The sequence below is a fragment of the Streptomyces sp. NPDC043726 genome, assembly GCF_056436565.1.
This window is the reverse complement of the sequence record NZ_JBWKCI010000025.1, coordinates 12,183-33,401: the sequence shown is the minus strand read 5'-3', so window position 1 is coordinate 33,401 and position 21,219 is coordinate 12,183. Positions and strand designations below refer to the sequence as shown.

Genomic DNA, 21,219 nt, shown 5'->3' with positions numbered 1-21,219 from the left:
GCGGTCCCACCACGGTGCCCCCGTCCGGAGTCGTCCGGGCGGGGGCACCGTCGTCGGTGCGTGTAAGTCTCGTCTCACCTGCGGGAAAGCGCCCCTGTGCGCCCCTACGGGAAGGGCCCGCGGCCTTATTGTCTAAACGTCAAACGCGCGCCCTAAGGAGCCCTCATGACCGCGCCCGTCGTCCACTCGCTGCGCGAACAGATCCGCGAGCACATCCTGGAAGGGATCATCAGCGGGCGCTGGCAGCCGGGTGAGCGGATCGTGGAGCGGCGGATCGCGACGGAGCTGGAGGTCAGCCAGACGCCGGTGCGGGAGGCGCTGCGGGAGCTGGAGTCGCTGCGGCTGATCGAGTCCGCTCCCAACAAGGGCGTCCGCGTGCGGAATCTGACCGCCGCCGATCTCGAGGAGAGCTACCCCGTGCGGGCCGGCCTGGAGGCCATCGCCGCCGAGCTGGCGGCCGAGCGGCTGGCGCAGGACTGCACGGCCCTCGAGTCCCACGTCGCCGCCCTCTACGAGGCCGACAGCAAGGCGGACGGCACCGCCCAGGTGCGGCACACCGTCGCCTTCCACCGCGAGATGGTCCGCGCCGCCGGGAACTCCGTGCTGCTGCACACCTGGGAGGGCCTCGGCATCGAGGTGTTCACGGCGCTGTCCATCCGGTGGCTCGGCACCGTGCAGCAGTCGTACGCGGAGGAGCACGAGGAGCTGGTGGCCGCGTTCCAGCGCCGGGATCCCCGTATCGCCGAACTGGTCAAGAGCCACGTCCTGGGCTGCGCACCCCGGGCCTGAACGCGCCCGAAGGGGCGCGGGGAACTGCGCGATCAGCCACAGCGCACCCGCACTCGCCAACGCGCCCCCTCCATCCGAGCCCTACCGCGCTCACCTGCACAAACCCCCTCCCGAACAGTCACCCCGTGCCATCGCCGAAGGCACCGCGTGCCGACTTTCTCGTGATCAAGAGGTTTTGGCCCTCAACCCTTTGATCGATCATCGATCAGGGAGTTACAGTCGCCGACGGACCTCCACCGAGGTCCGCATGCCCTGTCCTGCCAAAGACCAAGGGCACCCCCGAACCCTTACCGATGAGGGAACCCCCTTCGACTGAGGAAGGCGGCGACATGACCGACCCCTACGCCATCCAGCCGAGCGAGCTCGACCAGCTCCCCGACCGCGACCCGGAGGAGACCGCCGAATGGCAGGCCTCCCTGGACGCTGTCGCCAAGGCGGCCGGCCCGCACCGTGCGGCTTACCTGATGCGCCGTACGCTGGAGCGCGCGGAGGGCACCGGCGTCGCGCTGCCCAAGCTGCTCGAGACCGACTACGTCAACACCATCCCCACCGCCGCGGAGCCCGCTGTTCCCGGTGACGAGGCGATGGAGCAGCGCATCACCGCCTGGAACCGCTGGAACGCGGCCGCGATGGTGACCCGCGGCAGCAAGTACGGCGTCGGCGGCCACATCGCCACCTTCGCCTCGGCGGCCTGGCTGTACGAGACCGGCTTCAACCACTTCTTCAAGGGCAAGGAGGCCGACGGGTCCGGCGACCAGCTCTACATCCAGGGCCACGCCTCCCCCGGCATCTACGCCCGCGCCTTCCTCGACGGCCGGCTCAGCGAGCAGCACCTCGACAACTTCCGCCAGGAGGCCGGCGGCAACGGCCTCCCGTCGTACCCGCACCCGCGCCGCCTGCCCTGGCTGTGGGAGTTCCCGACCGTCTCCATGGGTCTCGGTCCGCTCTCCGCCATCTACCAGGCGCGCTTCAACCGGTACCTCACCAACCGCGGCATCAAGGACGTCTCCGCCTCGCACGTGTGGGCGTTCCTCGGCGACGGCGAGATGGACGAGCCCGAGTCGACCGCGGCTCTCGCACTCGCCTCCCGCGAGGGCCTCGACAACCTCACCTTCGTCATCAACTGCAACCTGCAGCGCCTCGACGGCCCGGTCCGCGCCAACTTCAAGATCGTGCAGGAGCTGGAGGCCCAGTTCCGCGGCGCCGGCTGGAACGTGATCAAGTCCCTGTGGGGTTCGGCCTGGGACGAGTTGTTCCAGCTCGACACCACGGGCGCGCTCGTACGCCGGCTGCGCGAGGTACCGGACGCGCAGGTCCAGACGTACCAGACCCGTGACGCCGCCTACATCCGCCAGGACTTCTTCGGCAAGGACCCGGAGCTGGCCGAGCTAGCGAAGCTGCTCAGCGACGACAAGATCCTGGAGATCTTCCACCTGTCCCGCGGTGGTCACGAGCCGCGCAAGGTGTACGCCGCCTACAAGGCCGCCGTCGAGCACAAGGGCGCGCCGACCGTGATCCTGGCCCAGACGGTCAAGGGCCACACCCTCGGCGAGGGCTTCGCGTCGAAGAACGCCAACCACCAGATGAAGAAGCTGACGGTGGACGAGTTCAAGACGATGCGTGACCTGCTGGAGCTGCCGATCTCCGACGCGCAGTTCGTCGACGGGGTCGTGCCCTACGGCCACCCCGGCGCCGACTCCCCCGAGGTCCGCTACCTCCAGGAGCGCCGCGCCGCCCTCGGCGGTCCGGCCCCCGCGCGGCGGGTGCACCCCGTCGCCCCGCTGCCCGCGCCCGCGGAGAAGGCGTTCGCCTCCTTCGACAAGGGCTCCGGCTCGCAGAACGTGGCCACCACCATGGCCTTCGTCCGGCTCGTCAAGGACCTGGTCCGCGACAAGGAGACGGGCAAGCGCTGGGTGCCGATCGTCCCCGACGAGGCGCGCACCTTCGGCATGGAGAGCCTCTTCCCGTCCCTGGGCATCTACTCGCCCAAGGGCCAGACGTACGAGCCGGTCGACCGTGACCAGCTGATGTACTACAAGGAGGCCAAGAACGGCCAGATCCTCAACGAGGGGATCACCGAGGCCGGTTCGATGGCCGACTTCATCGCCGCGTCCACCGCGTACTCCACGCACGGCGAGACGATGATCCCGTTCTACATCTTCTACTCGATGTTCGGCTGGCAGCGCACGGCCGACCAGATGTGGCAGCTCGGCGACCAGCTCGGCCGCGGCTTCCTCGTCGGCGCGACGGCCGGCCGTACGACGCTGACGGGCGAGGGCCTGCAGCACGCCGACGGCCACTCCCCCGTCATCGCGGCGACGAACCCGGCGGCGCTGACGTACGACCCGGCGTTCGCGTACGAGGTCGCGACGATCGTCAAGGACGGTCTGCGCCGGATGTACGGCCAGGCGGCCCCGGGTGAGGACCCGGACGTCTTCTACTACCTGACCGTCTACAACGAGCCGCTGCCGCAGCCCGCGAAGCCGGCCGGGCTCGGTATCGACGAGGGCATCGTCAAGGGCCTGTACCGGTTCAACACGGCCGAGTCCGCGGGCCTGTCCCCGGTCGCCAACGCCCCGCGCATCCAGCTGCTGGGCTCGGGTACGGCGATCCACTGGGCGCTGAAGGCGCAGCGGATGCTCGCCGAGGAGTGGGGTGTCGCGGCCGACGTCTGGTCGGCGACGTCCTGGACCGAGCTGCGGCGGGACGCCCTGGAGGCGGACGCGGCGCTGCTGCGCGGCGAGGAGCGGGTGCCGTACGTGCGGCAGGCGCTCCAGGGTGCCGAGGGCCCGGTGCTGGCGGTCTCCGACTACATGCGCCAGGTTCCCGACCAGATCGCGCAGTGGGTGGAGCAGGACTGGTCCTCGCTGGGCGCCGACGGCTTCGGCCTCTCGGACACCCGTGAGGCGGCCCGCCGCCACTTCGGCGTCGACGCCGAGTCCATCGTGGTCGCGGCCCTCGCCCAGCTCGCCAAGCGCGGCGAGACGAAGGCGGCGGCGGTGAAGGAAGCCCGCGAGAAGTACGAGCTGTAACCGCGGCTTGTAAGACAGGACGTCAGGGAGGCCCCCACTTCGGTGGGGGCCTCCTGCATGATGGCCGTATGCGTGCTGCCCGGCTGATCAAGATGGTGCTGCTGCTCCAGGGGCGGGTCTCCATGACCGCCGCCGAGCTGGCTCGGGAGCTGGAGGTGTCCGAGCGGACCGTCACCCGGGACGCGCAGGCGCTGTCGGAGGCCGGGGTGCCGGTGTACGCGGACCGGGGGCGGGCCGGAGGCTACCGGCTGATCGGGGGCTACCGGACCCGGCTGACGGGGCTGCATCGCAGCGAGGCGGAGGCGCTGTTCCTCTCGGGCGTGCCGGGGGCGCTGCGCGAGATGGGTCTGGAGGACGCCTCCTCCGCCGCGCGGCTGAAGGTGTCCGCCGCCCTGCTGCCGTCGCTGCGGGACGCCTCGCGGACGGCGTCCCAGCGGTTTCATCTGGACGCGCCCAGCTGGTTCAGGGAGCCCGAGACACCCGCGCTGCTGCCCGCCGTCGCGGAGGCCGTGTGGGACGACCGGCGGGTCACGGCGGTCTACCGGCGCGGCGAGGGGGACGTACGGCGGGAGCTGGAGCCGTACGGGCTCGTGCTGAAGGCCGGGGTCTGGTACCTGTGCGCCCGGGTCGCCGGGCACGGGGCCTACCGGGTCTACCGCATCGACCGGTTCACCGCCGTGGAGACCGAGGACGACGTACGGTTCGAGCGCGACCCCGAGTTCGATCTGCCCGCCTTCTGGGAGGAGCGGGCCGAGCAGTTCGCGCGGTCGATCCTGCGCGCCGAGGTCGTCGTACGGCTGTCCCCGGACGGCGTGCGCAGGCTGCCGTACGCCGTCGATCCGCAGGCCGCCCGGGAGGCGCTCGCGGAGACGGAGACGGAGACGCCGGACGAGCACGGGTGGGTGACCCTGACGCTGCCCGTGGAGTCCGAGGAGGTCGCCCATTCCCAGCTCGCCTCCCTCGGACCGGAGGTCGAGGTGCTGGCACCCGAGAGCCTGCGGTCCCGCTTCACCGCCGACGCGGGACGCCTGGCGGCCCTGTACGGCGCCCGAGACGGCCGTGGCGGCGCGGAAGACGGCCGATAACAATCCGCCACACTCCACGTGCGCCCCACCCGTCCAGGGCCGATGCTTGTCCCGTGATGGACGAGACGGAGTTCTGGGAGCTGGTCGACGCCGCCCGCGAGGCCGCCGAGGGCGACCCGGAGGAGCAGGCCGACCTGCTGGTGGACCGGCTCCTGCAACTGGACCCCGAGATGGTCCTGGACTTCGCCCGTCACTTCGAGGCCCGCTACAACCGCGCCTACACCTGGGATCTGTGGGGCGCCGCCTGGGTGCTGCTGGACGGGGCCAGCGACGACGCCTTCGACTTCTTCCGGTGCTGGCTGATCGGCCAGGGCCGGGAGGTCTACGAGGGCGGGGTGCACGACCCCGACTCGCTCGCCGATCTGCTGGACGAGTTCGACGAGGAGTTCGACGGCGACGCCGAGGAGCTCGGCTACGCCGCTGACGAGGCCTACGAGCAGCTCACCGGCACCGTCGCCCCGGACCTCGGCATCCCGCCCGCCGCCGCGGAGCCGGAGGGCGCGCCGGTCGACTTCGAGAACGAGCAGGCGCTGGCGGATCGTTACCCCAAGCTCTGGGAACGCTTCCGCGACCAGCCGTGAGCGGCGGGGGCCGGACCCGGGGCTAGAACCGCCGACGGCTCGGGTCGGACGGGATGTACGCCTGCGTCCGGTCCGCCTTCATCGCGTAGTGCTGCGGCGCCGCGTTGGCCTGGTCCAGCGCCGACGCCGTGACGGCGGCCGGTCCCAGGACGACGGTCGCGACCGCGCAGACCACCGTCCACACCCGACTGCTGCTCCTGCTGCTGCTCATGATCTTCACCTCCGGTCGGCTTGTGGGCACGACGGTAGGGCGGCGGGATCTGAGCGCCCTGCGGGACTGCTGTGGCCTTCCTGTGAGCGTCATCGGCGGCCTTGGAGGCGGGCGGCCAGCGCGCGGATCTCCGGCAGCTCGGCGGTGAGGGCCGCGCCGGGGCAGCTGGTCATGTAGCCGTCCTTGTGCGCGGCGAGGGCGGGCAGCGTGGCGGCGGTGCCCCGGGCGAAGCGGCTGCCGCTGTTGCTGGAGACCAGGCGGACCTTCGCGCGCGGGTCGGTGCCGGACAGACCGAGCTTCCAGGCGGCCAGCGCGGCGATGGAGTCGGTCATGGCCTTGGGCACCTCGGCGCCCTCGGTGAAGGTGCCGAGCGCGGCGATGCCTGCGGTGCGGTGGTTGAAGCCCTGGGTGTGGGCGCCGGTGACGGCGCGGTCGGCGCCGCCCGCACGGCCCTCGTAGATCGTGCCGCAGCGGTCGACGAGGAAGTTGTAGCCGATGTCGTCCCAGTCGCGCCCGCCCGTCTGGCCCGCGTACAGGTAGCGGATGATCCGGGGGGCCTCGGCGCACGAGTAGGCGTTGGGCGAGTCGGTGTGGTGGAGGAAGACGGCGACGACCTCGTCGTCGTAGCGGGGCGGCGGCTGCTCGCGCCGGGTGTCCCCGTCGAGCCACTCCGAGCGCGGCACGATGGGCGGCCGGGTGGCGGTGTGCGCGGCGGCCGGCCGGGCCGAGAGGGGCCGTAGGGCGGCCGTGGCGGTGCGTTCCACTCCGCTCGCGCACAGGGCGAGGGCGGTGACGGCGGCGAGCCCCGGCAGACAGCCGAGGGCCACGAGGGCCGGGCCCGGTATCCGGGCGGCTCGAGGTCTCCGTGCCCCCCGCGTTCTTCGGAGGGCCGGTCGGAAGACACGCATGGACCCACTGTCCGACGGATCCCCGCCGCCCGCGATGTGTGCTCTGCCACCTGGTGGAACCATCGTCATGGTCTGGGGCGTTTTCCGGGGTACACGCACGCGTGGCGGAATCCGGCGGCCACGCGCGCGTGGCTGATCACCGGGCCGTTCGGTGCGTACGGGCTGATCACTGGACCCGTTCCGTGCGTACTGGAGGGCCCGAGGGAAAGGCGGCTTGCGTGGACCTGCTCGACATCCTGCTGGTGCTGGCGATCGTGGCCTACGCGGCCTCCGGCTACCGGCGCGGTCTGGTCGCCGGGTGCGTCGCGCTGGCCGGGTTCGTGGGCGGCGCTGTCGTCGGTGTGTGGGTGCTGCCCTGGGTGATGGACCTGGTGGAGCCGGGGACCACCGCGGCGACGGTGACCGCGGTGCTGACGGTGCTGGTGCCGGCGGCCCTCGGGCACGAGCTGGCGGGGCGGCTCGCGCTGCGGCTGCGCCGGGAACTCGATCAGGGGCCCTTGCGAGTGGCCGACGGGATCGGCGGCGCGGTGGCGAACTCGGTGGCCGTGCTGATCGTGGCCTGGGTCGCGGCGAGCGTGCTGGCCGCGTCCTCCTCGCCGCTGGTGACGTCGGCGATCCGGGACTCCCGGCTGCTGGGGACCGTGCAGGACGCGATGCCGGACACCACGCCCGCCTGGTTCTCGGGGGCCACCTCCGCGCTCACCGAGGCGGGGTTCCCGCAGGTGTTCAACCCGTTCGAGAACGAGTCGACGGCCGAGGTCGCGCGCCCCACCGGCGACAGCGTCACCGTGGCCGCCACGAACGCCGCCAAGATGAGCACGGTCAAGATCGAGGGCTCCTCGGGCACCCAGGGCCGCGAGGGCAGCGGCTTCGTGTACGCGGCGCGGCATGTGATGACCAACGCCCATGTGGTGGCCGGGATCGACGAGCCGAGCGTGCGGGTCGGCGGGGTGGGACCGGCGTACGAGGCACGGGTGGTGCTGTTCGAGCCGGACAAGGACGTGGCGGTGCTCTACGTGCCGGAGCTGAGCGCGCCGGTGCTGCGGTGGGACGACGACGCGGAGCGCGGCGACTCGGCGGTGGTCGCCGGTTATCCGCAGGACGGCGACCTGAACCTCCAGGCGGCGACGGTCGCGAACCGGGTGCGGGCGACGGGCCAGAACATCTACAACGACGAGACCGTCACCCGCGAGATCTACTCGATCCGCTCCACCGTCCGCCCGGGCAACTCCGGCGGCCCGCTGCTGACCACCGAGGGCCGGGTGTACGGCGTGGTCTTCGCCCGCTCCACCTCCGACGACGAGACCGGCTACGTCCTGACCGCGGCGGAGGTCGCCGAGGAGGCCGAGCGGGCGGCGGACGCGACGGCACCGGTGGACACGGGCGAGCTGGTCACGTCGTAGGGCGTTCCCCTCGACGATCATGGGAGCCCGCTCACCTCAAGGAGGCTCCCGTGGCCGTCTTCTTCCTGATCTCGCTGTTCGTGGCGGGTGCCGCCCTGTTCCTCGCCGTGCGGAAGCGGCGGGCGGCCGCCGTGGCCGACCAGGTCAGAGACTGCGCCCCATGACGACGTCGTCGACGTAGACGCCGCCCACGAAGAACTCCTCCGGCATGACGCCCTCCACCACGAACCCCTCGGACTCGTACAGCTTCCGGGCCGGGGCGTTGTGCCCGAGGACGCGCAGGGTCAGCCGGCGCGCGCCACGGCGGCGGGCCTCCTCGACGGCCGCCCGGACCAGCCACCGCCCGACTCCCCGCCCGCGCGCCTCGTCGGCGACGGCGAGGCCCTGGATCTGGCGCACATGCGCGTTCGAGGCGAGCGGCGTGGGGAAGGCGAGCCGGATGTAGCCGACGACGCGGCCGTCCAGCACGGCGACCAGATAGTCCTCGGGGAGGTGGCGCTCGTCGAAGAAGGGGCCGTACGGCGGTTGCGGGCGCGGTGTGACGGCGTGCAGCGTCGACCAGGTGGCGCGGTCGAGGCGCGCCAGCTCTTCCTCGTCGCCGGGTCGGGCGGTGCGTATGTGGGGTGACTCGGGCATGGGCGTCACCCTACGGCGACGACAGGCTCAGCTGACCAGGCATTTATGACGGCGGACACAGGATGGGGCCATGGAACTTTCAAGAATCGCGGTGGCCGGTGCCTCCGGGCTCATCGGGGGCGCTCTGGTGGAGTCCCTGAAGGCGGACGGGCACGAGGTGGTGCGCCTGGTGCGGCACGCGCCGCGGGCGCGGGACGAGATCCGCTGGGACCCCGAGGCCCGGTTCGTCGACGCGGACTCGCTGGCCGGCTGTGACGCCGTGGTCAACCTCGCGGGCGCCGGGGTGGGTTCGCGGCGCTGGACGGGCGCGTACAAGGCACGGATCCGGTCCAGCCGGGTGCATGGCACGGCGGCGCTCGCGGAGGCGATGGCGTCGATGGACGCGCCGCCGCGGGTCTTCGTCAACGGCAGCGCGATGGGCTACTACGGCGAGACCGGCGACCGGGCGGTCGACGAGAGCGCGCCGCCCGGGACGGGTTTCCTGCCCGAGCTGTGCGTGGAGTGGGAGGCGGCCGCGGCGCCCGCGGAGCGGGTGGGGGTGCGGACGGCGTTCGTGCGCACCGGCCTGGTGGTGGCCCGACAGGGCGGGGCCTGGGGGCGGCTGTTCCCGCTGTTCAAGGCGGGGCTCGGGGGGCGGATGGGCGACGGGCGGCAGTACTGGTCGTTCGTGTCGCTGTACGACGAGGTGGCGGCGATCCGGCATCTGCTGCGCACGGACGGTCTGTCCGGCCCCTTCAACGTGACCGCCCCCGAGCCGCTGACGAACCGTGAGATCACCGAGGCGATGGGCCGGGTGCTGCACCGGCCGACGCTGTTCACGGTCCCGGAGCCGGTGCTGCGGACGGCGCTCGGGGAGATGGCCGGGGATGTGCTCGGCAGTGCGCGGGTGGTGCCCAAGAGGCTGCTGGAGTCGGGGTTCAGCTTCACGTTCCCGGACATCGAGGGGGCGATCCGGGCCGCGCTGTGACGTCGTACGGCCGACTGCCCGACCGTATGCGACCGTTGTGCGACCGTGCCCTGTCGATGCGCGACTTCCCTTGACCGATCACAGCCCTAACCTCGACCCGAACTCGGGTATCCCCGGAGCCTGTTGGGGGCATGACGTCTCCACCGGCCGCGCAACCTCGAGGAGGGGCACGTGCTTGAGCCCGCGTACCAGGCGGATGTCGTCGTGGTGGGAGCCGGGATCGCCGGCCTCGCGGCGGCGCATCGGCTGACCAGCGCAGGAGTGACCACCGCAGTCCTGGAGGCCGCCCATGACGTGGGCGGCCGCATGTCGACCGAGAAGGTCGACGGCTTCCGGCTCGACCGCGTCGGGCAGTTGATGTCCACGTCGTATCCCGAACTACGGCTGACCCCGGGACTCGACGCGCTCGTCCTGTGCGCCTTCGCCCCGGGTGCCCTGCTGCACAGCGACGGACACCGGCATCGCGTCGGTGCCGTGGCGTCCCAGAGAGGGGCGAAGGGTGGCGCGAGGGGCGCACTCCATGTGGCGCGCGCCCTGGCGAGCGCCCCCCGGCCTCCGTCGGCGCCGCGCGCGCCGCTGGGGACGGCCGTCGACCAGGCGCGGCTCGCCGCCGCGCTGTCCCGGATCGCCGGGACGCCGGCCGAACGGCTGCTGGCCCGCCCGGAGGCACCGGCGAGCCGGGCACTGGCTGCCCGCGGTCTTTCGGCCCGGACGGTGGACGGCTTCCTGCGGCCGCTGCTCTCCGCCCTCCTCTGCGATCCGGAGCTGTCGGCCTCCAGCCGGTGCGCCGATCTGGCGCTGCACTCCTTCGCGAGCGGGCGGCTGTGCGTGCCGGAGGGCGGCGCCGAGGCGCTGCCGCACCTGCTGGCGCGCTCGCTGCCGCCGGGGACCGTGCGCACCGGGGTGCGCGTCACCTCCGTCTCCACGACCTCGGTGACCACGGCGGAGCACGGGGAGATCCGGTGCCGGGCGGTCCTGCTGGCGACCGGGGCGCGCACCGCCGCCGCACTGCTGCCCGGCCTGCGGGTGCCGGAGTTCCACCCGGTGACGGTGGTCCACCACACGACGGACGAGCCGCCGGCGACGGGCGGCGCCCTGCTGCTGGACGCCGACCGGGGCGGCCCGGTGGCGCACACGGCGGTGCTCAGCGCGGTGGACCCGACCCGGGCCCCGGCGGGCCGGGCCCTGGTGTCGTCCACGGTCCTGGGCGCCCCGCCGGCCGGCCTCGACACGGCGGTCCGCACCCACCTGGCCCGCCTGTACGGCACCTCCACGTCCCGCTGGGAGACGCTGGCGGTCCACCACACCGCCGACGCGGTCCCGTCGATGCGCCCGCCGCACGACCCGCACCGCCCGGTACGCCTCCTGGCGGGCCTGTACGTGTGTGGCGACCACCGGGACACCAGTACCGTCCAGGGCGCCCTGCACTCGGCCCACCGCGCGGCCCGGTCGATCCTGACGGACCTGGGCGCGACGGGCTCGATGCACAGGGCGGACCCCGTGCCCTCGGTGCCGAGGGCGGCCTAGCTCCTGGGTGCCGGTCAGCTCAGCGCCGCCACCTTGTCCCGGTACCCCCTCACCGGTGCCGCGTCCTTGTAGGGCTCCAGCCTGCGCTCGAAGTCCTTGATGTACTCCACGGCCCGGACCGAGCGCATCTCCGCCGCCTGGCCCGCGGCCTCCGCGCCAAGGGCGCAGGCCTGGTCCAGCTCGCCGAGGCCCAGCCGGGCGGAGGCCAGCACCACCCGGCAGAACAGGCGGCTGCGGGCGAAGGCCGGGGCCCGCAGCTGCAGGGAGCGTTCCGCGTGCTGCGCCGCCGCCCGGAACTGCTGCAGGTCGCGGTGGCAGTGGCCGAACTCGTCCGCCAGCTGCGCCTCGTCGAAGAAGCGCGCCCAGTGCGGGACCTCGTCGCCGGGCCGGGCCGCCTCCAGCGCCCGCTCGGCGCGGACCAGCGAGGCCGTGGACGCCCGTACCTCCCCCAGCACGCCGTGCCCGCGCGCCTCGGCCGCGTGCAGCAGCGCCTGGACGGTGGGCGGCGCGTTCGTGCCGACGCCCTGCTGGGCCACCCGCGCGAGCTGCACCGCCTCCCGCCCGTGGCCGAGGTACACGGCCTGGCGGCTCATGGTGACCAGGACGTAGGAACCGTACGCCCGGTCCCCCGCCGCCTGTGCCAGCCGGAGCGACTGGACGTAGTACCGCTGCGCCAGCCCGTGCGCGGCGATGTCGTACGACGTCCAGCCCGCGAGCCGGGTCAGGTCAGCCGCCGCGGCGAACAGGCGCCGGCCGGTGGTCTCGCCGTACGTGCCGCGCAGCATCGGCTCGCACTCGTGCTCCAGGTACCGCACGAGCGCCTGCCGGGCGTGGCCGCCGCCGTACATGTTGTCCAGGGTGCGGAAGAGCTCCCCGACCGAGCGCAGGGCGTTGATGTCGCCGCCGGTGACCTTCTGGCCGGGGCCGCGCTCGGCCTGGGCGCGCTGCCGGGGCACGGCGGGCCGCCCCTGCACCGGCACCCGGACCGGTGCCTCGCCGTGCGCGACCTTGTCGTCGGCCCGGCCGATCAGCCAGTCCCGGCTGGGCACCACGAGCCCGGCCGGGGTGAAGGCGATCTTGCGGAGTTCGGCGTGACTGCCGGAATCCTTGCGCCACAGGCCGCTGACGATGTCGACGGCCTCCTCCGGGGTGGCGGCGAACTCCAGACCCGCGTAGACGGGGGCGCAGGCGTCCAGGCCGAGGTCCTGGGCGGTGAGCCGGCGGCCGAGGCGGCGGGTGAAGACCTCGGCGATGAGGGCGGGGGTGGTGCCGCGCGGCTGCTGTCCGCGCAGCCAGCGGGTCACGGATGTCTTGTCGTATCTCAGATCCAGACCGTGTTCGAGTCCGAGCTGGTCCACGCGACGGGCGAGACCCGCGTTGGAGAACCCCGCTTCTGCGATGAGCGCGGCGAGCTGTCGGTTGGGGGTGCGCTGCGCGGGTCGTTCCGTCATCTGCGGTGCGGTCTCCTGCCTTCCAGGCCTCTGACTTGCCCGGATTGCCTGTGAGCAGCCCTTATGGCCTCTGCGAACGGCGCGAATGTAGCGGAGAGTGAGCAGGTGATCGCACACTTCCTCACCCGTTCATCCGATCGTGTGAGGATTGGCCGCCCGGCTGACGCTCGACCGGCAGTCGTACAGTGGCGTAGGCACCCTTCGTGCCTTACGACGTCCAGGGAGGCGCTTGCCGTGAGTGAGTTGCGGTTCGTCCGTATGGGGTTCGGAGCGAACGCCGTCGAGTACCAGGAGGCGTGGGACGAGCAGCGCCGGGTGCACGCGGCGCGGTTCGCCGACGAGACCCCCGACACCGTGCTGCTGCTCGAACACCCGCCGGTCTACACGGCCGGGCGGCGCACGGAGGACAGCGAGCGCCCGCTCGACGGCACCCCCGTCGTCGACGTCGACCGCGGCGGCAAGATCACCTGGCACGGCCCGGGCCAGCTGGTCGGCTACCCGATCCAGAAGCTCCCGCGCCCGGTGGACGTCGTGGCGCATGTACGACGGCTCGAGGAGGCCCTGATCCGCACCTGCGCGGAGTTCGGCCTGGAGACCACGCGCGTGGAGGGCCGCAGCGGCGTCTGGGTGCTCGGCGACCCGGTCGAGCAGCGCCCCTCGCTCGGCGGACTCTCCCTCGACTTCGACCCCCGCCTCCAGGACGAGGAGTTCGACCCGCGGCTGAACGGCCCCGAGTACGCCCCGTCCAACGCGGGCCAGCGCCGCGAGGACCGCAAGATCGCGCAGATCGGCATCCGGGTGGCCAAGGGCGTCACGATGCACGGCTTCTCGTTCAACGTGAACCCCGACATGAAGTGGTTCGACCGGATCATCCCCTGCGGCATCCGGGACGCGGGAGTCGCCTCCCTGGCCGCCGAGCTCGGCCGGGACGTCACGATCGACGAGGTGCTGCCCGTCATCGAACGGCACTTGAAGGACGTACTGGAGAACGCGGAGCTGAAGCCGCGGGAGATCGAGAAGGCGACCGCCTGACGCCGGGAATCAGCCCCGCGGCGATGGGGTTGGCCTCACAGCAGGGCTGAGTAAACACGGGCGTACGCTGGTGTATGCCGAAGAATCGAAGACTACGTCAGTCAATCAGCAGGGAGCCGATGTGTCCGCAGTCACCCCCGACGGACGCAAGATGCTGCGCCTTGAGGTCCGGAACGCCCAGACCCCCATCGAGCGCAAGCCCGAGTGGATCAAGACCCGGGCGAAAATGGGTCCCGAGTACACCGCGATGCAAAAGCTCGTGAAGAGCGAGGGACTGCACACGGTCTGCCAGGAGGCCGGCTGTCCCAACATCTACGAATGCTGGGAGGACCGCGAGGCCACCTTCCTCATCGGCGGCGACCAGTGCACCCGGCGCTGCGACTTCTGCCAGATCGACACCGGCAAGCCCGAGGCCCTCGACCGCGACGAGCCCCGCCGCGTCGGCGAGTCCGTGGTCACCATGGACCTCAACTACGCCACCATCACCGGCGTCGCCCGCGACGACCTGGAGGACGGCGGCGCCTGGCTCTACGCCGAGACCGTCCGCCAGATCCACCAGCAGACCGCCGGCCGCGAGGCCGGCCGCACCAAGGTCGAACTCCTCGCCCCCGACTTCAACGCCGTCCCCGAACTGCTCCAGCAGGTCTTCGCCTCCCGGCCCGAGGTCTTCGCGCACAACGTCGAGACCGTCCCGCGGATCTTCAAGCGGATCCGCCCCGGCTTCCGCTACGAGCGCTCCCTGAAGGTCATCACCGAGGCCCGGGACTACGGTCTGGTCACGAAGTCCAACCTGATCCTCGGCATGGGCGAGACCCGCGAGGAGATCAGCGAGGCCCTCCAGCAGCTGCACGAGGCGGGCTGCGAGCTGATCACCATCACCCAGTACCTGCGCCCCTCCGTGCGCCACCACCCCGTCGAGCGCTGGGTCAAGCCGCAGGAGTTCGTCGAGCTCAAGGAAGAGGCCGAGCAGATCGGCTTCTCCGGCGTGATGTCCGGCCCGCTGGTGCGCTCCTCCTACCGCGCCGGCCGGCTCTACCAGATGGCCGTCGAGAAGCGCGGCGCGTACGTCGCCTCGCAGGCCGTCTGAGGTTCCTCTGAGCTTGCCTGGCACGCAGTGCCATCCGGCGCGTGTGAATCCGAGCACAAGCAACTACCGCTCGGTAGCGGCCGATTGACGCGGTCCTGGGCGTCCCCGCAGATGGGGGCGCCGTCAGGGCCGCGTCAACGTTTTCGGGGCGCGCATCAAGGCTTCATTGGTGTTTGACCGGTCGGTCACGCCCTGGTAACACCAATCAGTGACCCTGGTTGTACACCCCGTACACCGTTCACCCAAGCCGCCATTCCCGAGGGGGGAACCTCCACCATGCAGGCCGCGCCGGTTCGCGCCAATGCCATTCCGTCGTTCACCACTGCACTCCGTGCCGTCGAATCGCTGCTCATGAGCGGCGGCCAGCGCACCGCCCGCCGCAACGCCTGGACCTCCGTCCTGGAGGACCGCCGCCGGGCCAAGGACCGGGTCGAGGCCCAGCGCGTCCTGGAGCAGACGCTCATTCCTCGTTCCTGAGGCACTGCCGTCGTCGGCACTCCGGGGGGACACGTAGACTTCGTGCCATGGCGAGGAAGGACACGGCAGCGGACGCTGCGAACCCCGGGCGACTCAAGCAGATCGCTCTGACCTACAAGATGACCCGCAGGGCCGACAAGAAGATCGGTCTTGTACTCGCGGCTGTCGGAATCGTCACCCTCGGTGTCTTCCTCGCGATCGGTTTCTTGATCGGTCACCCCATCTATCTCGGCATCCTGGGCCTCGTGCTCGCCTTCCTCGCGACGGCGATCGTGTTCGGGCGCCGGGCCGAGCGGGCGGCCTTCGGGCAGATGGAGGGACAGCCGGGCGCCGCGGCGGCCGTACTGGACAACATCGGCCGGGGCTGGACGACCACCCCCGCGGTGGCGATGAACCGCAGCCAGGACGTGGTGCACCGGGCCGTCGGCAAGGCCGGCATCGTCCTGGTCGCCGAGGGCAACCCGAACCGGGTGAAGGCCCTGCTGGCCGCCGAGAAGCGGAAGATGAACCGCGTGGTCGCGGACGTGCCGGTGCACGATCTGATCGTCGGCGTCGGCGAGGGCCAGGTCGAGCTGAAGAAGCTGCGCACGACCATGCTGAAGCTGCCCCGCGTGCTCTCCGGCCCCCAGGTGACCGCCACCAACGACCGGCTGCGCGCCATGGGCGACCTGATGAGCAACATGCCGCTGCCGAAGGGCCCGATGCCGAAGGGCATGAAGCTGCCGAAGGGCGGCCCGAAGGCCCGCTGACTCCCGCTGTACGACGAAGGGGGCGCCCGGATCACTCCGGGCGCCCCCTTCGTCGTACGCCGATCGCCTTACGGCCGGACTAGATGCGCACTTCCACCGTGCGGGCCAGCCGGTCGTGCAGGCCCCGGCCGTCGCGGTCCCAGATCAGGGCCGGTACGGCGAGGCAGAGCAGGACCGAGCGGAGCAGGGCGCGCAGCGGATTGACGCGACCCGTCTCCAGGGCCACCACCCGCATGCCGAACAGCCGCTTGCCCGGGGTGAAGCCGACGCTGCCGACGGTCAGGGCGTTCATCAGGAACAGGATGAGCAGCGCCCAGTTCCCGGTCGCCGCGTCGTAGCCCTGGGTGATCAGGCCGTATGCGATCAAGAGGCACAGGCCCCAGTCCACGGCCAGGGCGCCGAGCCGCCGGCCGGGGCGGGCGATCGAGCCCGGCCCGTGCTCGGGCAGACCCAGCTGCTCGCCCCGGTATCCGAAGTCGACACCGGCGTCTTCCATGGCCGCGCGGGGCCCGGACAGCCACGATCCGATTGCTTGCCTGTTGTCCACCCGTCCAAGGTACTGCGCCCGCATATGACCCAGGACAGGCGGGGTGCGTCGGGGCTACGGTGGAAGCCGGGCCGGTTAACTTGTGCGAAACAAATGGGTCACGCCCGAGAAATCACGCGTCCCTAGGGTCGAGGTCAGCGTGTGCCACCGCACTGGCCGCACGAACGAACTACCACCCCGGCACGGACGGTCGGGAGTAGGAGGAGCTGGATGTTCCAGAACGCCGACGAGGCCAAGAAGTTCATCGCGGACAAGGACGTCAAGTTCGTCGACGTCCGCTTCTGCGACCTGCCGGGCGTCATGCAGCACTTCACTGTGCCCGTCGAGGCGTTCGACCCGGATGAGGAGCTCGCGTTCGACGGTTCGTCGATCCGCGGTTTCCAGGCCATCCACGAGTCCGACATGGCGCTGCGCGCGGACCTGTCGACCGCCCGGGTCGACCCGTTCCGCCGGGACAAGACGCTGAACATCAACTTCTTCATCCACGACCCGATCACGGGCGAGCAGTACTCCCGTGACCCGCGCAACGTGGCGAAGAAGGCGGAGGCCTACCTCGCCTCGACCGGTATCGCGGACACCGCGTACTTCGGTCCCGAGGCCGAGTTCTACGTCTTCGACAGTGTGCGTTTCGCCACCTCGGCGAACGAGTCCTTCTACCACATCGACTCCGAGGCGGGCGCCTGGAACACCGGTGCGCTGGAGGACAACCGCGGTTACAAGGTCCGCTACAAGGGCGGTTACTTCCCGGTCCCGCCGGTCGACCACTTCGCCGACCTGCGCGCCGAGATCTCCCTGGAGCTGGACAAGCAGGGCCTGAAGGTCGAGCGCCAGCACCACGAGGTGGGCACCGCGGGCCAGGCGGAGATCAACTACAAGTTCAACACGCTGCTCGCCGCCGCCGACGACCTCCAGCTCTTCAAGTACATCGTGAAGAACGTGGCCTGGCGCAACGGCAAGACCGCGACCTTCATGCCGAAGCCGATCTTCGGTGACAACGGCTCGGGCATGCACGTCCACCAGTCGCTGTGGAGCAACGGCGACCCGCTGTTCTACGACGAGGCCGGCTACGCGGGCCTGTCGGACATGGCCCGCTACTACATCGGCGGCATCCTCAAGCACGCCCCGTCGCTGCTGGCCTTCACCAACCCGACGGTGAACTCCTACCACCGCCTGGTGCCGGGCTTCGAGGCGCCGATCAACCTGGTGTACTCGCAGCGCAACCGCTCCGCCGCGATGCGTATCCCGATCACGGGTTCGAACCCGAAGGCCAAGCGCGTCGAGTTCCGCGCGCCCGACTCCTCCGGCAACCCGTACCTGGCCTTCTCGGCCCTGCTGCTCGCGGGCCTGGACGGCATCAAGAACAAGATCGAGCCGGCCGAGCCGATCGACAAGGACCTCTACGAGCTGGCTCCCGAGGAGCACGCCAACGTGGCCCAGGTCCCGACCTCCCTCCCGGCCGTCCTCGACTCGCTGGAGCGCGACCACGAGTTCCTCCTCCAGGGCGACGTCTTCACGTCGGACCTGATCGAGACGTGGATCGACTTCAAGCGCGCGAACGAGATCGCCCCGCTGCAGCTGCGTCCGCACCCGCACGAGTTCGAGCTGTACTTCGACGTGTGATATTGCCCCAGGTCAGAGCGGGTAACCGCTCCCCTGGGCCGTCTCTGGGCCGTCGGCCGGCTCTCCGCTTCAGGAGAGCCGGCCGACGGCTTTACCAATTTCGGGGCACTTTTGGGTGCTGCAATACGCCGCCGCCAAATGTTGCGGGGAGCTTCAAGGTTGGCAGTGCACCCATCTCATAGGGTAGAGTTTTAGGTAGCGAAGTGGACCTAAAGCAGGGTGGGGATGGAAGCCAGCGCAGCAGATCCGACGGTGTGGGACATCGCTGTCGGCGACATCGTGAAGCGTGTCGATGTGCACGAGCGCTACGGGGGGCGCCGCCAAGGCGGCATCGGCCCTTCCCGCGTTTCGCGCAACGTTCTCCTCTTCACGGACCCGGTCAAGGGCCACAGGCACGGCTACTTCGATGGCTGGGGCGAGGACGACTGCTATCACTACGCCGGCGAGGGCCAGATCGGCGACCAGAAGATGACCCAGGGAAACCTGGCCATCCTGAACCACAAGTGGGAAGGGCGCGCCCTGCGTCTCTTCCGAGGCGTCTCCTCCGGCATGTGCGAGTACCTCGGCGAGTTCACGCTTCCCGACGAGCGTCCTTGGTACCGCACCGACGCGCCAGAGACGAACGGCGGGCCGATCCGCAGCGTAATCATGTTCCGACTGCAGCCCGTCTCAGCGGAGGCACCGGCCGGAACGCAGCTCCCCCACACGCCGACTGATGAGCTTGTGGTTGAGTCGATAGACGTCGAGGCTCAACACACTGAGCGGATGCTGGTAGACCCGTCGCGCAAGCCATACGAAGCTGAGCGCACGGAGGCGAAGCTGGTTCGGGCATACGCAAATCACCTGCGGCTACAGAGGCACATCGTCAATCGGCACCGGATCGCCCCAGCCGGCGTCGCGAAACAACTACTGACAGACCTGTACGACGTCACGGCCAACCGCTTGTACGAAGCCAAGGGTTCGGTCTCTCGCGAGGCGATTCGCATGGCGATCGGCCAGCTCCTCGACTACGCGCGCTTTCTGCCTCAGCCGGAGCTAGCCGTTCTTGTGCCGTCGCGCCCCGAACCCGACCTGCTCGATCTGTGCGCTCAGCTACAGATCGTCGTCGTCTGGCAGGAAGGAGACGGGTACTGTCGCCACCCCGAGCCGGCTTGACCGCACACCACAGGAGTGGTGTCCGAGAGGGAGCAGGCCACCCGCGGCGCCTGGTAACGATGCGGGTGGCCCCTGCTCACAGTCCCACTGAAAGAGACAGAAGCAGGTCAAGTATGTCCGATGAACCGGAGGGGCGCGAAGCCCCACTCATGCGAGCCCTGATGTACGCAGGTGCACTCGCAGCCGGTGTAGCGCTCGTTCTGTCCGGCAAAACGACACCCTTGGAGGCTTCGGCGTTTACATCGCCATTTTTGATGTACCTCCAGAAGGTGGTCCCAGCGCCGGTCTCCCGGGCTGTCAGTCGTAGGCAGACAGCCCGGAAGTAGCACGCGTGACCCTGTGAGGGTGCGTCTGGCCACACCGGACGCACCCTCACCCCTTATCGTGATCGGCACCCTGAAACATCTGGTCGATGGCCTTACGGGCCCGATCCCGACTGTTTGGCATCATGTGCGTGTACGTACGCAGAGTGAAGCCGGGGTCAGAGTGCCCCAGGTACTCGGCTAACGCTTTGACGTTCTCTCCAGCATCCAGCAGTACAGACGCGTAGTAGTGCCGCAGGGCATGCATGCCGTGCTCGCGCGACGGACGAAACTTCTCTCCAGGCGGCCGCTTCGGGATAACGCCAGCGGTGACCAGTGCCGGTTTCCACAAGTACATGTTGAAGTAGTTCCTGTTGAGCGCCTTTCGTTCCCGCGAGTAGAACAGCAATTTGGCCGTGAACGGCGGGCCATCCGGGGTCCTCCACGGCAAGGTGACATCGATGGGGGGTTGACGGGTGATGTGCGTGGCGAGCGCATCTGAAACCACGTCGGGCAGCGGTACGTCGCGCAGTTTGCCGCCCTTGGGCGGGGCAAACACCATCTGCGGGCCAACCATCTTGACCTGCCGCACGACGTGTACCGCTCCCCCGGCGAAGTCGACTTCGTCGACAGCGAGCCCGAAAATCTCGCCTTGTCGCAAACCGCACCCGGCACCGACGTCGACCGTCGGCGCGTACTGGCTCGGAAGTCCGTCCCGGACTGCCATCACCCGGTCACGCGTCCACGGCTTGATCTTCCGCGGATCCAGCTTCGGTACCCGCACAGAACCCGCTCGGCAGGGGTTCCGGGCCAGAATGCCGTCATCAACGGCGGCGCCGAACACGGCAGAGACGTTCGCGAAGACCGTCCGCTGATACGAAGCTGCCATCCCGGAGTCTGCGAGGGCCCGTGCCCAAGCACGGACGTGTGCGGGTTGGAACGCGCTCAGCGAGCGAGCGCCGATGTAGGGGAAGGCGTGCAGCCGGAACCTCAGCTCCATGTTCACGATGGTGGAAGGGTCCGTGGTCTGAGACGCCAGCCACTGAGTGGCGAACTCCTTGAACGTGACCTTGCCGGACGATGGGTCGACGTACTGACCACGGGTCATGTCAGCCGCGATCTGAGTCAGCCAAGCTTCCGCAAGTCGCTTCTGCCTGTCCGGGAAAGACTTGCTGCGTTCGGTCCCGTCCGGCGCGACGTAGCGGGCCCGGTAGCGCAAGCCCGTCCCGTACCGATCTGTCTTTGCCTTGGTTAGCTTGCCGTTGGATGTCTCGGTCTTGTACCAGCGGTCTTGGATGTGGCCTGCCATGAGGCAGAGGTCCTTTCTTATGCAGCAGGGAGAGCCGCTGGTAGCGGCTCTCCCTGCTGCGTCTGGCCGATGTGGGGTTAGGCGGCGTTGCGGTCGAGGTTCTTTCGTTGGGTGACGTATGCGCGTACGTCGGCGGGGTCGTAGCGGAGGTGTTTGCCTATCCGGAAGCCGGGTGGGCCGGTCCGCTTCTTGCGCCACTGGTAGACGGTTTCGCGGGGAACCTCGAACATCGCGGCGATGTCATCGGGGGTGAGGTACCGGTCGGGGAGGCCGCGCCGGAGGATGGCTCGAGGGTCGGGGTCTGTTCGCTGTGCCATAGGGACTCCAAACGGGGGCGGGCGTGGCCGCGTG

Annotated in this window: 20 protein-coding genes; 13 read left to right on the top strand and 7 right to left on the bottom strand. The window is 70.3% G+C overall.

All coding sequences use genetic code 11. The features are described 5' to 3' along the window. Nucleotides 1-165 precede the first annotated feature (165 nt). From AC068Z_RS41330 to AC068Z_RS41315, 4 genes are all read left to right on the top strand, one after another. On the top strand, nucleotides 166-789 hold the full coding sequence (locus tag AC068Z_RS41330; RefSeq protein WP_478568624.1) for a GntR family transcriptional regulator: 624 nt from the start codon (nucleotides 166-168) through the stop codon (nucleotides 787-789). A 329-nt stretch (nucleotides 790-1,118) separates the two neighbouring features. Continuing rightward, nucleotides 1,119-3,821, top strand: a complete 2,703-nt coding sequence (gene aceE / locus AC068Z_RS41325) for a pyruvate dehydrogenase (acetyl-transferring), homodimeric type (protein ID WP_478568621.1) — start codon at nucleotides 1,119-1,121, stop codon at nucleotides 3,819-3,821. A gap of 68 nt (nucleotides 3,822-3,889) precedes the next feature. Next, the gene (locus tag AC068Z_RS41320; RefSeq protein ID WP_478568618.1) at nucleotides 3,890-4,906 is read left to right on the top strand and encodes a helix-turn-helix transcriptional regulator; all 1,017 of its coding nucleotides are present in this window, start codon (nucleotides 3,890-3,892) and stop codon (nucleotides 4,904-4,906) included. 56 nt (nucleotides 4,907-4,962) lie between these two features. After that, the gene (locus AC068Z_RS41315; protein WP_478568714.1) at nucleotides 4,963-5,487 is read left to right on the top strand and encodes a DUF4240 domain-containing protein; all 525 of its coding nucleotides are present in this window, start codon (nucleotides 4,963-4,965) and stop codon (nucleotides 5,485-5,487) included. A gap of 22 nt (nucleotides 5,488-5,509) precedes the next feature. Here the strand turns inward: AC068Z_RS41315 and AC068Z_RS41310 are convergent, their stop codons facing one another. Then, nucleotides 5,510-5,698, bottom strand: coding sequence for a hypothetical protein (locus AC068Z_RS41310; RefSeq protein WP_478568615.1), 189 nt, complete (start codon nucleotides 5,696-5,698; stop codon nucleotides 5,510-5,512). 89 nt (nucleotides 5,699-5,787) lie between these two features. Then, the gene (locus AC068Z_RS41305) at nucleotides 5,788-6,525 is read right to left on the bottom strand and encodes a peptidoglycan recognition protein family protein (protein ID WP_478568612.1); all 738 of its coding nucleotides are present in this window, start codon (nucleotides 6,523-6,525) and stop codon (nucleotides 5,788-5,790) included. 299 nt (nucleotides 6,526-6,824) lie between these two features. Here AC068Z_RS41305 and AC068Z_RS41300 point away from each other — a divergent pair, with 299 nt between their 5' ends. Next, nucleotides 6,825-8,009, top strand: coding sequence for a MarP family serine protease (locus AC068Z_RS41300; protein WP_478568609.1), 1,185 nt, complete (start codon nucleotides 6,825-6,827; stop codon nucleotides 8,007-8,009). 144 nt (nucleotides 8,010-8,153) lie between these two features. Here the strand turns inward: AC068Z_RS41300 and AC068Z_RS41295 are convergent, their stop codons facing one another. Continuing rightward, nucleotides 8,154-8,645 carry an N-acetyltransferase family protein gene (locus AC068Z_RS41295; protein ID WP_478568606.1) on the bottom strand — a complete coding sequence of 164 codons (492 nt, stop codon included), beginning with the start codon at nucleotides 8,643-8,645 and terminating at the stop codon, nucleotides 8,154-8,156. Between the two features lie 70 nt (nucleotides 8,646-8,715). Between AC068Z_RS41295 and AC068Z_RS41290 the strand changes: the two genes are divergently transcribed. Both AC068Z_RS41290 and AC068Z_RS41285 read left to right on the top strand, forming a co-directional pair. Next, nucleotides 8,716-9,612: a TIGR01777 family oxidoreductase gene (locus AC068Z_RS41290; protein WP_478568603.1), complete on the top strand. Its 897-nt coding sequence runs from the start codon at nucleotides 8,716-8,718 to the stop codon at nucleotides 9,610-9,612. Nucleotides 9,613-9,783: 171 nt separating this feature from the next. Then, nucleotides 9,784-11,139: an NAD(P)/FAD-dependent oxidoreductase gene (locus tag AC068Z_RS41285; RefSeq protein ID WP_478568601.1), complete on the top strand. Its 1,356-nt coding sequence runs from the start codon at nucleotides 9,784-9,786 to the stop codon at nucleotides 11,137-11,139. A gap of 14 nt (nucleotides 11,140-11,153) precedes the next feature. On the opposite strand, the gene AC068Z_RS41280 is transcribed toward AC068Z_RS41285, so the two are convergent. Further along, nucleotides 11,154-12,590 carry a regulator gene (locus AC068Z_RS41280; protein WP_478568599.1) on the bottom strand — a complete coding sequence of 479 codons (1,437 nt, stop codon included), beginning with the start codon at nucleotides 12,588-12,590 and terminating at the stop codon, nucleotides 11,154-11,156. A gap of 234 nt (nucleotides 12,591-12,824) precedes the next feature. Between AC068Z_RS41280 and lipB the strand changes: the two genes are divergently transcribed. The 4 genes from lipB (at nucleotide 12,825) to AC068Z_RS41260 (ending at nucleotide 15,935) form a co-directional block, all read left to right on the top strand. Then, nucleotides 12,825-13,622: a lipoyl(octanoyl) transferase LipB gene (gene lipB / locus AC068Z_RS41275; protein ID WP_478568596.1), complete on the top strand. Its 798-nt coding sequence runs from the start codon at nucleotides 12,825-12,827 to the stop codon at nucleotides 13,620-13,622. 121 nt (nucleotides 13,623-13,743) lie between these two features. Continuing rightward, nucleotides 13,744-14,709, top strand: a complete 966-nt coding sequence (gene lipA / locus AC068Z_RS41270; protein WP_478568593.1) for a lipoyl synthase — start codon at nucleotides 13,744-13,746, stop codon at nucleotides 14,707-14,709. A 276-nt stretch (nucleotides 14,710-14,985) separates the two neighbouring features. Continuing rightward, nucleotides 14,986-15,186 (top strand): SCO2195 family GlnR-regulated protein, encoded by a 201-nt coding sequence (locus AC068Z_RS41265; RefSeq protein WP_478568590.1) that lies wholly within the window; start codon nucleotides 14,986-14,988, stop codon nucleotides 15,184-15,186. 47 nt (nucleotides 15,187-15,233) lie between these two features. After that, nucleotides 15,234-15,935, top strand: a complete 702-nt coding sequence (locus AC068Z_RS41260; RefSeq protein ID WP_478568587.1) for a DUF4191 domain-containing protein — start codon at nucleotides 15,234-15,236, stop codon at nucleotides 15,933-15,935. A 79-nt stretch (nucleotides 15,936-16,014) separates the two neighbouring features. On the opposite strand, the gene AC068Z_RS41255 is transcribed toward AC068Z_RS41260, so the two are convergent. After that, entirely contained in the window at nucleotides 16,015-16,482 is a 468-nt protein-coding gene (locus AC068Z_RS41255; protein ID WP_478568584.1) for an RDD family protein, read from the bottom strand. A 210-nt stretch (nucleotides 16,483-16,692) separates the two neighbouring features. Between AC068Z_RS41255 and glnA the strand changes: the two genes are divergently transcribed. Further along, the gene (gene glnA, locus AC068Z_RS41250; protein ID WP_478568581.1) at nucleotides 16,693-18,102 is read left to right on the top strand and encodes a type I glutamate--ammonia ligase; all 1,410 of its coding nucleotides are present in this window, start codon (nucleotides 16,693-16,695) and stop codon (nucleotides 18,100-18,102) included. 225 nt (nucleotides 18,103-18,327) lie between these two features. Further along, nucleotides 18,328-19,257: an SRA domain-containing endonuclease gene (locus AC068Z_RS41245; RefSeq protein ID WP_478568578.1), complete on the top strand. Its 930-nt coding sequence runs from the start codon at nucleotides 18,328-18,330 to the stop codon at nucleotides 19,255-19,257. A 372-nt stretch (nucleotides 19,258-19,629) separates the two neighbouring features. Here the strand turns inward: AC068Z_RS41245 and AC068Z_RS41240 are convergent, their stop codons facing one another. Both AC068Z_RS41240 and AC068Z_RS41235 read right to left on the bottom strand, forming a co-directional pair. Beyond that, nucleotides 19,630-20,868, bottom strand: a complete 1,239-nt coding sequence (locus AC068Z_RS41240; RefSeq protein WP_478568575.1) for a tyrosine-type recombinase/integrase — start codon at nucleotides 20,866-20,868, stop codon at nucleotides 19,630-19,632. A 77-nt stretch (nucleotides 20,869-20,945) separates the two neighbouring features. After that, on the bottom strand, nucleotides 20,946-21,185 hold the full coding sequence (locus AC068Z_RS41235) for a helix-turn-helix transcriptional regulator (RefSeq protein WP_478568572.1): 240 nt from the start codon (nucleotides 21,183-21,185) through the stop codon (nucleotides 20,946-20,948). Between the last annotated feature and the right edge of the window lie 34 nt (nucleotides 21,186-21,219).

Coding starts and splice junctions, on each gene's coding strand:
- AC068Z_RS41330 (WP_478568624.1), top strand. CDS start 166: ATGACCGCGCCCGTCGTCCACTCGCTGCGCGAACAGATCCGCGAGCAC.
- aceE (WP_478568621.1), top strand. CDS start 1,119: ATGACCGACCCCTACGCCATCCAGCCGAGCGAGCTCGACCAGCTCCCC.
- AC068Z_RS41320 (WP_478568618.1), top strand. CDS start 3,890: ATGCGTGCTGCCCGGCTGATCAAGATGGTGCTGCTGCTCCAGGGGCGG.
- AC068Z_RS41315 (WP_478568714.1), top strand. CDS start 4,963: ATGGACGAGACGGAGTTCTGGGAGCTGGTCGACGCCGCCCGCGAGGCC.
- AC068Z_RS41310 (WP_478568615.1), bottom strand. CDS start 5,698: ATGAGCAGCAGCAGGAGCAGCAGTCGGGTGTGGACGGTGGTCTGCGCG.
- AC068Z_RS41295 (WP_478568606.1), bottom strand. CDS start 8,645: ATGCCCGAGTCACCCCACATACGCACCGCCCGACCCGGCGACGAGGAA.
- AC068Z_RS41290 (WP_478568603.1), top strand. CDS start 8,716: ATGGAACTTTCAAGAATCGCGGTGGCCGGTGCCTCCGGGCTCATCGGG.
- AC068Z_RS41280 (WP_478568599.1), bottom strand. CDS start 12,590: ATGACGGAACGACCCGCGCAGCGCACCCCCAACCGACAGCTCGCCGCG.
- AC068Z_RS41265 (WP_478568590.1), top strand. CDS start 14,986: ATGCAGGCCGCGCCGGTTCGCGCCAATGCCATTCCGTCGTTCACCACT.
- AC068Z_RS41260 (WP_478568587.1), top strand. CDS start 15,234: ATGGCGAGGAAGGACACGGCAGCGGACGCTGCGAACCCCGGGCGACTC.
- glnA (WP_478568581.1), top strand. CDS start 16,693: ATGTTCCAGAACGCCGACGAGGCCAAGAAGTTCATCGCGGACAAGGAC.
- AC068Z_RS41245 (WP_478568578.1), top strand. CDS start 18,328: ATGGAAGCCAGCGCAGCAGATCCGACGGTGTGGGACATCGCTGTCGGC.
- AC068Z_RS41240 (WP_478568575.1), bottom strand. CDS start 20,868: ATGGCAGGCCACATCCAAGACCGCTGGTACAAGACCGAGACATCCAAC.
- AC068Z_RS41235 (WP_478568572.1), bottom strand. CDS start 21,185: ATGGCACAGCGAACAGACCCCGACCCTCGAGCCATCCTCCGGCGCGGC.